We start from the raw sequence: 13,204 nt of genomic DNA on the forward strand, positions 1-13,204 counted from the left end.
CGGGAGGCGCGCTTCGTTTCAAGGCGTCCGGAAAATAGTCGAGCGAATCTGCCGGATAATTGCTCCCGAGGGCACTCCGCCACCCCCTTCCATAAAGCAGCCTTAAGGCTTAATGAAGCTTTAAGGCAGGAGAGGCTTTCCCCCTGCCGCAGCCGTCGGCCCGGGAAGTGAGCGGACGATCGCGCAGGTCAGCGCTGCCAACCCGAGCATGTGAGGGGTGTCGCGGGTCGGCAGGGAAAGCGTGGCAGCCAGCCCGGGCGGGAAAGTCCGGTCCGCACCGAAGCGCCGCGAAAAGCCTTCACGCACGCCCTCCACGGATCCGCCGAAGGGCACTTTCCGACTCGCTGGAGGACCTTGAATTCCGGCCTTCCGCCCCGAAACCGGGCACTCCTCCTGACGGGACCCGCGGAAGAATCCCGGATTCCGGATCGTCGAGGGGCAGGCCCGTACACCCTGTCGGCGGACGGCGGGTCCTGCCCGTCGCGGAAGGTGCCGGACGGCCAGGAGCGGCCGGGGAGGGCTGAGGAAGCCGGCAGGAAGGCAGCAGGAAGGTAATGGAACCGTAAACCCGTCTCGCTCGTTACCCCGGACATGACCGCAATGACCCCTGGCTCGAACATTCCGCTGTCCGTCCCCCGCGTGGTGGTGGACGTCAGCGCCCCGGTCCGTCTCGATGTGTCGGGCCTGCTCCTCACCGCGGACGGAAAGGTGCGCTCGGACGACGACTTCGTCTTCTACAACCAGCCCGACGGCCCGGGGGTGACCCACCGGGCGGGCGGCGGTTCCGGGCCGGACTCGGTCACCGTGGACACCGCCTCCGTCCCCGCGGACATCGAGAAGATCGTCGTGACGGCGAGCCTCGACGCCCCCGGGACGACCTTCTCCGGCACCGAACCCACCGCGACCCTCCGGAGCGCCGACGACGGCAGCGTGCTGGCCACGTTCACCCCGCCCCGGCTGAGCGAGGAGACCGCCCTGGTGGTCATGGAGGTCTACCGCCGGGCCGGAGCGTGGAAGGCCCGGGCCGTCGGCCAGGGCTATGCGAACGGGCTGGCGGGCATCGCGACGGACTTCGGCGTGAGCGTCGAGGAGCCGGCCGCTCCCCCCGCTCCGGCGGCCGCCCCCCAGCCTCCGGCGCAGCCCTCGGCGGCACCCGCCGCACCGGCCGCGCCCGCCGCGGCTCCGCCCGCCCCGCCGGCGGCAGGCACCGGGAAGATCAACCTCGACAAGGGGCGGGTGAACCTCCAGAAGAACCAGACCGTCTCCCTGGTGAAGGGCGGCGCCCCGCTGCTGAGCTCGGTCCGGATGGGGCTCGGCTGGGAGCCGGCCTACCGCGGCAAGGACATCGACCTGGACGCCTCGGTCATCGCCTACGGCCCCGACCGCAAGAAGGTCGACGCCTGCTACTTCGGCAAGCTCGCCATCCTGAACGGCGTCATCCAGCACTCCGGGGACAACCTCACCGGCGAGGGCGGCGGTGACGACGAGGCGATCACCGTGCACCTCGGCGGCCTGCCGCCGAACGTCACCGGGCTGGTCTTCACCGTGAACTCCTTCTCCGGCCAGCGGTTCTCCGAGGTGGCCAAGGCGTACTGCCGGCTGCTCGACGCGGGCACCGGCGAGGAGCTGGTGCGCTTCGACCTGACGGGTGCGGAGCCGCGGACGGGCGTGATGATGTGCAAGCTGATCCGCCAGTTCTCCGGCGAATGGGAGATGACGGCGATGGGTGAGTACGTCGACTCCCGCACGGTGCGGGGCATGGTCAAGCCGGGCGGGCAGGCGCTGTAGCTCCCCGGGAGGCGCCGGGCGCCGCGGAGCACGAACCGGGTGGGCCGGGTCACGGCAAGCGTTCCGCCGTGACCCGGCCCACCCGGCTCCGTACGGCCCCGAGGCCGCATCGGCTCTGTGGCCCTCGCCTCCCCCGCGCCTCCGTACGGCACGGTGCCCCCCGTACGACGGCGGTCGGCGCCCGTTCGGGATCCGTAGGAAGCCCGGGCTCCGGGTCGTGAACTCCTCGCGTCGCGTGGCAAGGTGAGACCACGTGGGCAGGCTCTCCGACGCCCCGACGAAGCGAGGAAAGCCCCATGGCGCAGCGACAGCCGCTACCGGAACAGGTCGACAAGATCTACGGCCCGTTCGACCTCAGTACCGTGCCCGCCTTCACGGGTGGCTTCATCAACTTCGGCTACTGGCGGGACATCCCGGTCGAGCGCCCCCTCACCGGGGAGGACCGGCTCCGCACCGAGCAGGAGCTCTACCGGGTCGTGCTGCGCGAGTTCGACCGCACCGTGGGGCTGGACGCCGTCGACGTCGGCTGCGGCATAGGGCTCGGGGCCGCCCTCGCGCTGCGCGAGTTCGGCTTCGGCGAGGTGTGCGGTCTGGACGTGCACCCCGAGCAGCTGGACCGGGCCCGGTACGCGAACGCGGCCCTGCTGACCGAACTGCCCTCACGGCTGCGCTATGTGTGCGGCGCCGCCGAGAGCATGCCGCTGCCCGACCTCTCCGTCGACTGCCTCTACTCCGTGGAGTCCGCCCAGCACTTCCCGGACATGCCCGGCTTCGCCGACGAGGCCGCCCGGGTGCTGCGCCCCGGCGGCCGGCTGGCGGTGGCGACGTTCTTCGCCACGAGCCGGCACGCGGCCCGGGCGCTTCCCGGGCTGCTGCCCAGCTACGCGGACCGGCTGGACCACCCGCACGTCATCGGCCTGTTCGTGGAGGACCTGGCCGCGGCCGGGCTGCGGAACGTCACGGCGCGCTCGATCGGTGAGGACGTCTGGGCGGCCTACGACCGCTGGCTCGCCCAGACGCCCCTGGAGTACCTCTGGCCCCGCCGCTTCCTGGAGGCGTACGAGACCGGGCTGCTCGACTACTACGTGGTCACCGCTGACGCCGCCACGGCCCGGTGATCGCCAGCATGATCCCCGGCTCCTGGATGTTGGCGAACAGCGTCCGCCCGTCCGGGGAGAACACCACACCGGTGAACTCGCTGAACTCCGGCTCCCCGGCGGTGCCGATGTTGAGGTCGTTGCGCGCGATGGGGTAGGTCTTCCCGCTGTCCGTGGCTCCGAAGAGGTGCTGGACACCCTCGCCGTCCTCGGCGATGACCAGGCCGCCGTACGGGGAGACGGTGATGTTGTCCGGGCCGTCGAACGCCCCGTCCTCGCCGGGGTTCCGGTTGACGCCCAGCAGCACCTTCAGGGTCAGGGTCCGGCGGCGCGGATCGTAGAACCAGACCTGGCCGTCGTGCGCGACCGGACTCTCCTCCCGGGCGTAGGAGCACACGAAGTACGCGCCGCCGTCCGCCCACCACATGCCCTCCAGCTTGCGGCCCCGGGTGACCTCGCCGTCGGCGAACTGCTTGCGCACCGGCTTCGTCCGGGCGTCCCGGTCGGGCACGTCGACCCAGTCCACGCCGTAGACCGTGCCGGTGCGCGTGGCCCGGGACAGATCGTCGACGAACCGGCCGCCCGAGTCGAAGCACTTCGGCGCCTGGAGCACCCCGGCGTCGTCGGCCAGCGTCCGCAGCCGTCCGCGGCCGTGCCGGAAGCCGTGCGGCGGCACCCAGCGGTAGAACAGACCGTTCGGACCGGAGGCGTCCTCGGTCAGATACAGATGGCCGCGCCGCTGGTCGACGACCACGGCCTCGTGCGCGTACCGGCCGAGGGCCTTGACCGGCCGGGGCGCACGGTTGGCGCGCCGGTCCTGCGGGTCGACCTCGAAGACGTAGCCGTGGTCCTTGGTCATCCCGTGCTCGCCGGCCCGGTCCTCGCTCTCCTCACAGGTGAGCCAGGTGCCCCACGGGGTGCTGCCGCCGGCGCAGTTGGTGGACGTACCGGCGATGCCGACCCACTCGGCGACCTGTCCGTCCCGGTGCACCTCGACCACCGTGCAGCCACCCGCGGCGGCCGGGTCGTAGACGAGACCGTCGGTGAGCGGGACCGGGTGGTCCCAGTCGGCCCGCGGACCCTTGAGCTCGTGGTTGTTGACCAGCAGCGTCACCCCGCGCGGGCCCTCGAAGGCTGCCGTGCCGTCGTGGTTGGAGGGGGTGTACTCCCCGGACTCCAGCCGGGTCTCCCCGCTGCGGGTGATGATCCGGTACGAGAACCCGGCGGGGAGGGCGAGGATGCCGTCCGGGTCGGCCACGAGCGGCCCGTAGCCGGCCTTCCCTCCGGCGCCGGCCTCACCGGTTCCGGTGTCCCCGGGCTCGGATCCGAGGGCGCCGGGGGCGGTGCCCAGTACGCCGATACTGCCGGCGAGGGCGACCCCCGCCCCGGTGGCGGCCGAGCGCTTCGCGAAGTCTCTGCGGGTGAGCGGCATCGTGAACTCCTGAGTGGCCGGATCTGTCCCCTTGGTCTGCCGCTCCCACGCTGCCGCGCTCGCTCGAACGGCGGCTGAACTCGACACGACATCCCCGGACCGATAGGGGATCCGTTCCCCTCTCCGCGTTCCTGCCGCTGTCACCCCCCATCCGCACAGAACAGGAGGAAGTGGCCGATATTGCACTACGGCCCGGCGGGCGCTCCGGCCGGCGGCCCGCGGAAACCCGCACCGAGGGACCACGCCCGCGCCCCGGCCGAGCGGCCCCGGCCGGAGCACGGGCGTCGGCGCGCGATGCCGGGCCACCTCCACGGAATCCGGGCGCCCCGGGCCCACGGCCCCCGTGGACACCCGGGACGACCACGGGTCGGGCACCCGAAAGGATCAGGCGATCAGCGCCCCGACTTCGACCGGGCCTTGAAGGCCGCCTTCCGCGCCTCCTTGGCCAGCTTCTTGTCCGGGTGCAGCCGGCCCATCGCCTCCAGGACCTCCGCCGCCGCCGGGTGGTCCACCCGCCAGGCGGCCTCGAAGAACCCGCTGTGCTGCCCGACGACGCCCTCGACCAGCTCCCGCAGCTCCGCGGTGTCCTCCACCCGGTCGAGCTGGGCCGCGATGGTGTCGATCGTCAGCCAGAAGACCATGTCCTGGGGCGGCGGCGGCACATCGGTGATGCCGCGCTCGGCGAGCCCCACCCGGGCGAGACCGCCCAGCCGCGGGTCGTCGAGCACCTCGCGGAGCGCGGGTGCGGCCTCCGGGCCGACCATCAGCAGCGCCTGCTGGCAGGCGAGCCGCCGCAGCGGGGCCTGCGGATCGTCCCCGCGGGCCGCCGCGAGCAGCTCACGGGTGGCGTCCGTGCCGTCACGCCGGGCGAGCCACGCCTCGAGCTCCCCCTGGGCGACCATCTCCGGGTAGCCGGGCAGCCGGTCCAGCAGGACGTCGGCCCCCTTGTCGGCGAGGTCGCCGACGGCCGGGGCGTCCACTCCGGCCTCCAGCATCCGGGCCCGTACGCCGTAGACGCCGAGCGGCGTGAGCCGGACCATGCCGTAGCGCGAGACGTCCGCGTCGTCCGCGGCCGCGCCGTCCGGCGCCGCGCCGCCCTCCGCTCCCAGCTCCGCGATCAGCGTCTCGTCCACCGGCCGGTACTCGACGAGGCCGATGGGGGCGAGCAGCCGGAACTGGTCGTCGAGCCGCATCATCGCCTCGGACACGTCCTCCAGCAACTCGTCCGTGGGCTCGTCCATGTCCTCGGGGACGATCACGGAGGCGGCCAGCGCGGGCAGCGGCACGGCGGAGTCCCCCGAGCCGTCGTCGAGCACGGTGAGCAGGTAGAGGTTGCCGAGCACGCTGTCCAGGAAGTCGGCCTCCTCCTCCGGATCCCAGTCCAGGGCGTCGAGATCCAGCTCGCCGCCCTCGCCGATGTGCTCCACGAGGTCGGCGATGTCGGGCGCGGCGGCGTCGTCGAGGACGGTGTCGAGCCCGTCCAGCCAGAGGTCGAGGATGTCGCGGGGTCTGCCGGAGGTGACGAGCGCCGCGGCCTCCCCGGGGGTGGCGGTTCCGGCCGCCCCCTCCTCGGCGCCGGCCGCTTCCCCGGCACCGTCCGGCGCGTCCTCCTCGACGTCCACCAGCCCGGTGTCGACGGCCAGCCGCCAGGCCTCCCCGGCGTGTGCGGGGCCGTCCTCGTCCCCGGTGAGCCCCAGGTGCGCGACCGCCTCCCGCAGCCCCTCCTCCAGGAGTTCGCCGCCGGCCCCCACCGGCGTACCCGGACCGGCCCAGCGCGCGAGACGCACGGCGCGGGCGAGGAGCGGGGCCGCGAGGGCGTCGCGGGCCAGCTCGGCCTCGGAGGGCAGGCGCACCGGCGGCATGATGGGGCGGTCTCCGGACATCGGGGGATTCTCCTCGGGACGCGGGTCTGGCACCGCCCAAGCCTAGACGGATATCGCCCCATCCCACCCGGTTCATGTCCCTGACAGGAGCAATACATCGGAGATCCCTTGACAACTCCGTTGACAACACAGGACATTGACGCGCGTAGAGCATCTTTCTACTCCACCCCTCACCCTTTCCGGAGACGTTGATGTCCGCTCACCCCATCCGCAGACCGGCGACGTTCGCCGCGCTGATCGCCACCGCCGTGGCGACCGGTCTGCTGGCAGCGCCGCACTCGGCGAGCGCCGCCGATGTGCGTATCCACGACATCCAGGGCAACACCCGGATATCCCCGCTGGCGGGGAAGACGGTGACCGATGTGCCGGGCACCGTCACCGCCGTCCGCTCCTTCGGCTCCGCCCGCGGCTTCTGGGTCCAGGACCCGGACCCCGACCGCGACCAGGCCACCAGTGAAGGCGTGTTCGTCTACACCGGCTCCAAGACCCCCGAAGTGGCGGTGGGCGACTCCGTGCGGGTGTCCGGCACCGTCACCGAGTACTACCCCGGCGGTGCGGCGTCGGGCGTCCAGTCGGTCACCGAGATCAGCAAGCCCACCTGGACCGTGGCCTCCTCGGGGAACCCGCTGCCCGAGACCTTCCGGCTCAATGCGGCCTCCCTGCCGAACCGTTACTCCCCCGCGGCCGACGGCGGGGACGGCAACGTCGAGTCGCTGCCGCTGGCCCCGCGCAGCTACGCCCTCGACCGGTACGAGTCCCTGGAGGGCATGCTCACCCAGGTCAAGGACGCCCGGGTGGTCGGCGCCGCGAGCGAGCACAACGAGCTCTGGGTGACGGCCGAGCCGAAGCAGAACGGCACGGTCCGCGGCGGCAGCCTGTACGGCTCCTACGGCCAGCAGAACGGCGGCCGGGTGAAGGTCGCCTCGCTGCTCCCGCTCGCGGAGCGGCCGTTCCCGCAGGCGAACGTCGGCGACCGGCTCACCGGGGTCACCTCCGGCCCGCTGGACTACGACCAGTTCGGCGGCTACGAGGTCCAGGCCACCGCGCTCGGCGCGCTGGAGGACAACAAGCTCCAGCGCGAGAAGACCCGCAAGCAGTCGGAGTCCGAACTCTCCGTGGCCACCTACAACGTGGAGAACCTCTCCCCGAAGGACGCGCAGGCGAAGTTCGACCGGCTCGCCGGGGCCGTCGTGGAGAACCTCTCCTCCCCCGACGTCATCGCGCTCGAGGAGGTCCAGGACGACAACGGCCCCACTAACGACAAGGTGGTGTCCGCCGACGCCACCCTGAAGAAGCTCACCGAGGCGATCGCCGCCGCGGGCGGCCCGTCCTACGCCTGGCGCCAGATCGACCCGGCCGACGACCAGGACGGCGGCCAGCCGGGCGGCAACATCCGGGTGGCCTTCCTCTACAACCCGCAGCGGGTCTCGTTCACCGATGTGGCCGGCGGCGACGCCACCACCGCGGTGACCCCGGTGAAGTCCTCCGGCGGCGCGGCGCTGTCCGCCAACCCCGGCCGGATCGACCCGGGCAACGAGGCCTGGAAGAACAGCCGGAAGCCGCTGGCCGCCCGGTTCACCTTCCGCGGCAAGCCGGTCTTCGTCATCGCCAACCACTTCAACAGCAAGGGCGGCGACCAGGGCCTGGACAGCCGGTTCCAGCCTCCGGCACGGCCGTCCGAGACCCAGCGGACGGCGCAGGCGAAGGTGGTCAACACCTGGCTGAAGTCGCTGCTCGCCATCGACGCGAAGGCCCGGGTCGTCGTGGCGGGCGACCTGAACGACTACGACTTCTCCCCCGCCCTCGACGCCCTCACCGCCGGCCGGGCGCTCACCGACCAGGTGACCCGCCTGCCGCGCGCCGAGCGGTACGGCTACGTCTTCAACGGCAACTCGCAGGTGCTGGACCACATGCTGACGAGCCGGGGCATCCGCAAGCCGGACTACGACATCGTCCACGTCAACGCGGAGTTCGCCGACCAGGTGAGCGACCACGACCCGCAGGTGCTGCGCTTCCGGCCGTGAGCCGGAAGCACCTCGTAGATCTGCTGACACGTTGAGTGAGCAGATTTAAGTGGATCATCCCGGACGGGAGGGGCGAGACTCGGCAGAGTCCCGCCCCTCCTCTCCGGAAGGTCTCTCCATGTCCGCAGTCCGCCCCTTCGGCCGCACCCTGTGCGCCATGGTCACCCCGTTCACCGACGACGGTTCGCTCGACCTCGACGGCGCCCAGCGGCTCGCCACCCATCTGGTGGACCGCGGAGGCTGCGACGGTCTGGTGCTGAACGGCACCACGGGCGAATCGCCGACCACCACCGACACCGAGAAGACCCGCCTGGTCGAGGCCGTGGCCGAGGCCGTCGGGGACCGGGCACGGATCACGGCCGGGGTGGGGAGCAGCGACACCCGGCACACCATCGGGCTGGCCCGGGCCGCCCAACGGGCAGGCGCCCACGGGCTGTTGGTGGTCACGCCGTACTACAGCCGCCCGCCGCAGGAAGCGGTCGAGGCGCACTTCCGCGGCGTCGCGGACGCGGTGGAGCTCCCGGTGATGCTCTACGACATCCCGGGCCGTACCGCCACGCGGATCGAACCGGTGACCATGACCCGGCTGGCCGGGCATCCGCGCATCGCCGGGGTGAAGGACTGCGCCTACGACGTCCTGGGCACCTCGAAGGTCCTCAGCGACACCGGGCTCGCCGTTCACTCCGGCTGCGACGAGATGAACCTGCCGCTCTACGCCATCGGCGCGGCCGGGGTCGTCAGCACCGTGGCGAACGTCGCCGGGCCGGAGATCCGGGCGGTGCTCGACGCCCATGACCGCGGCGACAACGCCGAGGCCGCCCGCCTGCACCGGCGGCTGGTCCCGCTGACCGAGCTGATGATGGCCGGCGGCCTCCCCGGCGCCGTCACCGCGAAGGCGCTGCTGAACGCCCTGGGGCTGCCGGGCGGACCGGTGCGCGGACCACTGCAGCCCGCCGGTCCGGAACGGACCGACGGGCTGCTGGACGCCCTCGCGCGGCTGCGCCGCGCAGCCCCCGGCCCGGTGCCGAGGCCGGGTTCCGTCGAGGTCACGAGCTGACCTCGCGGAGCCGGCCTGCGCACACCGGGCGGGGCGGATGATCAGTTGTGGCTGTGCAGCGCCTCGTTGAGGCCGCCCCAGGAGCCGCTGCGCTGGAGCACCTCGACCCGCCCGGTGGTGGAGTTCCGCCGGAACAGCAGGTTGTTGGCGCCGGAGAGCTCCAGAGCCTTGACCACGGTGCCGTCCGGCAGGGTGACCCGGGTGCCGGCGGTCACGTAGAGGCCGGCCTCCACGATGCAGTCGTCGCCGAGGGCGATGCCGATGCCGGCCTCGGCGCCGAGCAGGCAGCGCTCACCGATCGAGACGATCTGCTTGCCGCCGCCCGACAGGGTGCCCATGATCGACGCGCCGCCGCCGATGTCGGAGCCGTCGCCCACCACGACACCGGCGCTGATCCGGCCCTCGACCATGGAGGTGCCCAGGGTGCCGGCGTTGAAGTTGACGAAGCCCTCGTGCATGACCGTGGTGCCGGAGGCCAGGTGGGCGCCGAGCCGGACCCGGTCGGCGTCCGCGATGCGCACCCCGGACGGCGCGACGTAGTCGGTCATCCGCGGGAACTTGTCGACGCTGGTCACCGCGAGGTGCAGGCCCTCGGCGCGGGCGGCGAGCCGCACGGCCTCCAGCCGGTCGACGGCCACCGGCCCGAGGCTCGTCCAGGCGACATTGGCGAGCAGCCCGAAGATGCCGTCCAGGTTCTGCCCGTGCGGCCGCACCAGACGGTGGCTGAGCAGGTGGAGCCGGAGGTACGCGTCGTGCGCGTCCAGCGGCTTGTCGTCCAGGGAGGCGATGACCGTGCGGACGGCGACGATCTCGACCCCGCGCCGGTGGTCCGGGCCGAGCGCGGCCGGCGCCTTCTCGCCGAGCAGCTCGGCGGCGCGCTCGGCGCTCAGCCGCTCGGTGCCCGCGGGGCCGGGCTCGGCGACGAGCTCGGGAGCGGGGAACCAGGTGTCGAGCACGGTGCCGTCGGCGGTGACGGTGGCGAGGCCGGCGGCGACGGCGCCGGTGGTACGGGAAGCGGTAGCAGCATCGGTCATGGTCGAACGCTAACCGGCCCGGGCCCCCGGACGCTAACCGGTCTCAGTGCGCAGACCTCCTGCACAGCGGCGCCGTCACCCCGCCGGAGACCGGCCGCGGGCGGGAACGGGCCGTCGGGCGGGCCCCCGCCGGAAGCGGCCCTCCGGCGCGGGCCGCGGACCCGCCCGACCGACAGCCGCCCCTCCGGGCCCCGGCGGGCACGGGGCTCAGTCGAGCAGGGTCTCCTTGGGGCGCAGCACGCAGAACTCGTTGCCCTCCGGGTCCGCCAGTACCACCCAGGTCACGTCCGCGCCCTGGCCGACGTCGGCCCGCCGCGCACCGAGCGCCAGCAGCCGCGCCACCTCGGCCTCCTGGTCGTCCGGGCTGAGGTCGAGGTGCAGCCGGTTCTTCACCGTCTTGCCCTCGGGCACGGGCAGGAAGACGATCCCGGGCCAGGTGTCCGGTCCGGCACCGATGACGACCTCCTCGGGGTGGTCGAACAGCACCGCCCAGTCGAGCACCTGGCACCAGAAGCGGGCGAGTCCCCGGACGTCATGCGCGTCCACGGCGATCTGGAACAGCGAAACGGCCATGCCCGCCAGTCTTCCCGGCGGGCATGGCCGTGTCAGCACGACAGGCGGTCCCGGACGCGCGGTCCGGGACGTTCGGTCACGCTCTCAGACGTTGAAGCCGAGCGCGCGCAGCTGCTCGCGCCCGTCGTCGGTGATCTTGTCCGGGCCCCACGGCGGCATCCAGACCCAGTTGATCCGGAGCTCGTTGACCAGTCCCTCGGTCGCGGACTTCGCCTGGTCCTCGATGACGTCGGTCAGCGGACACGCCGCAGACGTCAGCGTCATGTCGATCGTGGCGATGTTGGCGTCGTCGATGTGGACCCCGTAGATCAGGCCCAGGTTGACGACGTCGATGCCCAGCTCGGGGTCGACCACGTCCATCAGGGCCTCGGTGACCTCGTCGACGGTCGCCGCACCGGCCCCGGGGGTCGCGGTCCCGGGGGTCGCGGTCGCCGGGGTCTCGGGGGTCTCGGTCGCGTTCTCGGTGGCGTTCTCGGTCATGCCGTCTTCCTCGCAGCCTCGTCGCCCAGTGCCTGGGCAGTGGCGTCCTTCCAGGCCATCCAGCTCAGCAGAGCACACTTGACCCGGGCCGGGTACTTGGAGACGCCGGCGAACGCCACGGCGTCCTCCAGCACCTCCTCCATCGCGTCGTCCGGCTCGATGCGGCCCTTGGACTGCATCAGCTCCAGAAACGTTTCCTGAATGCGCTGCGCCTCGGCGAGGTCCTTGCCCACCAGCAGCTCGTTCAGCACCGAGGCACTGGCCTGGCTGATCGAGCAGCCCTGGCCCTCGTACGAGACGTCCTCGACGGTGCCGCCGTTCAGCCGGACGCGCAGCGTGATCTCGTCACCGCACGTGGGGTTGACGTGATGCACTTCGGCGTCGCCGTCGCGCAGCCCGCGCCCGTGCGGGTGCTTGTAGTGGTCCAGGATCACTTCCTGGTACATCGAATCAAGCTTCACGAGTCAGCCTGTCCCTCAATGCTCTGCCGGTCGGAATGGTCTGCCGGTCAACCGAAAAAGTTCCGTACGTACTCCAGCCCCTCGACCAGGGCGTCCACCTCGGCGGGAGTGGAGTACAGATAGAACGACGCTCGCGTGGTCGCGGGAATTCCGTACCGCAGGCAGACCGGCCGTGCGCAGTGGTGGCCCACCCGGACCGCGATGCCCTGCTCGTCGAGCACCTGCCCCACGTCGTGGGGGTGGATGTCCCCCAGCGTGAAGGAGATCGCCGCTCCGCGGTCCTCGGCCGTGGTCGGACCGATGATCCGCAGGTCGGGGACCTCCTGGAGCCGCTTCACCGCGTACTCGGTGATCGCGTGCTCATGGGCCTGGATGTTGTCCATGCCGATCGAGGTCAGATAGTCCACGGCCGCGCCGAGGCCCACGGCCTGCGCGATCGGGGGCGTTCCGGCCTCGAACTTGTGGGGTGCGGGAGCGTAGGTCGACGAGTGCATCGACACGGTCTCGATCATCTCGCCGCCGCCGAGGAACGGCGGCAGGTCCTCGAGGAGCTCCTGCCGGCCCCACAGCACACCGATGCCCGTCGGACCGCACATCTTGTGGCCGGTGAAGGCCACGAAGTCCGCCTGGAGCGCCTGCACGTCCAGCGTCATGTGCGGCGCGGCCTGCGAGGCGTCGATCAGCACCAGGGCGCCGACCTCCTGCGCCCGGCGCACGATGGCCTCGACCGGGTTGAGCGTGCCCAGGATGTTGCTGACCAGCACGAACGAGACGATCTTCGTCTTCTCGGTGATGATCTGGTCGATGTTGGAGAGGTCGAGCCGGCCGTCGTCGGTCAGGCCGAACCACTTCAGCTTCGCACCGGTGCGCTGCGCCAGCAGCTGCCACGGCACGATGTTGGAGTGGTGCTCCATCTCCGTGATGACGATCTCGGTCTCGCGGTCCACGCGGTAGGGCTCCTCGGCCCAGCCCAGCATGTTGGCCACGAGATTGAGCGACTCGGAGGCGTTCTTGGTGAAGATCACCTCGTCGCGGCTGGGCGCGTTGATGAACGCCGCGACCTTGTCGCGCGCGCCCTCGTACAGCGCCGTGGCCTCCTCGGCGAGGACATGCACGCCGCGGTGGACGTTGGCGTTGTACCTCTCGTAGTACCCGCTCAGGGCATCGAGCACCTGCCGCGGCTTCTGCGAGGTCGCCGCGTTGTCCAGGTACACGATCTTCTTCCCGTCGTGGACCGTACGGTCCAGGATGGGAAAGTCCTTGCGGATCGCCTCGGTGTCGAGGAGGCCCGGCAGTGTCGTCACGCCCCTTGCCCTCCGTTCGTCCCCGGAGCCTTCGCCCGGGTGGTGTCCCCGTCCCCGCCGGTGCGGCGGGG

Annotated in this window: 11 protein-coding genes; 4 read left to right on the forward strand and 7 right to left on the reverse strand. The window is 71.9% G+C overall.

Translation table 11 applies throughout. The annotated features are described in order from the left end of the window. The first annotated feature begins 600 nt into the window (after window positions 1-600). Together AC3EQ1_RS09420 and AC3EQ1_RS09425 are read left to right on the forward strand one after the other, a co-directional pair. Complete coding sequence (locus AC3EQ1_RS09420) at window positions 601-1,788, forward strand: TerD family protein (RefSeq protein WP_432093952.1); 1,188 nt, start codon at window positions 601-603, stop codon at window positions 1,786-1,788. A gap of 296 nt (window positions 1,789-2,084) precedes the next feature. Next, window positions 2,085-2,906 carry a class I SAM-dependent methyltransferase gene (locus AC3EQ1_RS09425; RefSeq protein ID WP_432093851.1) on the forward strand — a complete coding sequence of 274 codons (822 nt, stop codon included), beginning with the start codon at window positions 2,085-2,087 and terminating at the stop codon, window positions 2,904-2,906. On the opposite strand, the gene AC3EQ1_RS09430 is transcribed toward AC3EQ1_RS09425, so the two are convergent. Together AC3EQ1_RS09430 and AC3EQ1_RS09435 are read right to left on the reverse strand one after the other, a co-directional pair. Continuing rightward, a complete protein-coding gene (locus AC3EQ1_RS09430; RefSeq protein ID WP_432093852.1) occupies window positions 2,878-4,317 on the reverse strand; it encodes an alkaline phosphatase PhoX in 1,440 nt (479 codons plus the stop codon). The genes AC3EQ1_RS09425 and AC3EQ1_RS09430 overlap by 29 nt on opposite strands. A 392-nt stretch (window positions 4,318-4,709) precedes the next feature. Next, window positions 4,710-6,200 (reverse strand): hypothetical protein, encoded by a 1,491-nt coding sequence (locus tag AC3EQ1_RS09435; protein WP_432093853.1) that lies wholly within the window; start codon window positions 6,198-6,200, stop codon window positions 4,710-4,712. A gap of 191 nt (window positions 6,201-6,391) precedes the next feature. Here AC3EQ1_RS09435 and AC3EQ1_RS09440 point away from each other — a divergent pair, with 191 nt between their 5' ends. Together AC3EQ1_RS09440 and dapA are read left to right on the forward strand one after the other, a co-directional pair. Continuing rightward, on the forward strand, window positions 6,392-8,224 hold the full coding sequence (locus AC3EQ1_RS09440) for an endonuclease/exonuclease/phosphatase family protein (protein WP_432093854.1): 1,833 nt from the start codon (window positions 6,392-6,394) through the stop codon (window positions 8,222-8,224). A 118-nt stretch (window positions 8,225-8,342) separates the two neighbouring features. Beyond that, entirely contained in the window at window positions 8,343-9,281 is a 939-nt protein-coding gene (gene dapA, locus AC3EQ1_RS09445) for a 4-hydroxy-tetrahydrodipicolinate synthase (RefSeq protein ID WP_432093855.1), read from the forward strand. A gap of 41 nt (window positions 9,282-9,322) precedes the next feature. On the opposite strand, the gene dapD is transcribed toward dapA, so the two are convergent. From dapD to AC3EQ1_RS09470, 5 genes are all read right to left on the reverse strand, one after another. After that, window positions 9,323-10,315: a 2,3,4,5-tetrahydropyridine-2,6-dicarboxylate N-succinyltransferase gene (gene dapD, locus AC3EQ1_RS09450; RefSeq protein WP_432093856.1), complete on the reverse strand. Its 993-nt coding sequence runs from the start codon at window positions 10,313-10,315 to the stop codon at window positions 9,323-9,325. A 207-nt stretch (window positions 10,316-10,522) separates the two neighbouring features. Then, window positions 10,523-10,888: a VOC family protein gene (locus AC3EQ1_RS09455; protein WP_351507304.1), complete on the reverse strand. Its 366-nt coding sequence runs from the start codon at window positions 10,886-10,888 to the stop codon at window positions 10,523-10,525. Between the two features lie 84 nt (window positions 10,889-10,972). After that, complete coding sequence (locus AC3EQ1_RS09460; protein ID WP_432093857.1) at window positions 10,973-11,368, reverse strand: metal-sulfur cluster assembly factor; 396 nt, start codon at window positions 11,366-11,368, stop codon at window positions 10,973-10,975. Next, window positions 11,365-11,829 carry a Fe-S cluster assembly sulfur transfer protein SufU gene (sufU, locus tag AC3EQ1_RS09465; RefSeq protein WP_388855737.1) on the reverse strand — a complete coding sequence of 155 codons (465 nt, stop codon included), beginning with the start codon at window positions 11,827-11,829 and terminating at the stop codon, window positions 11,365-11,367. Before sufU ends, AC3EQ1_RS09460 begins: the two co-directional genes overlap by 4 nt. 47 nt (window positions 11,830-11,876) lie before the next feature. Then, window positions 11,877-13,133, reverse strand: coding sequence for a cysteine desulfurase (locus AC3EQ1_RS09470; RefSeq protein ID WP_351507299.1), 1,257 nt, complete (start codon window positions 13,131-13,133; stop codon window positions 11,877-11,879). Window positions 13,134-13,204: the final 71 nt, after the last annotated feature.

It is taken from the genome of Streptomyces sp. bgisy100, assembly GCF_057709105.1.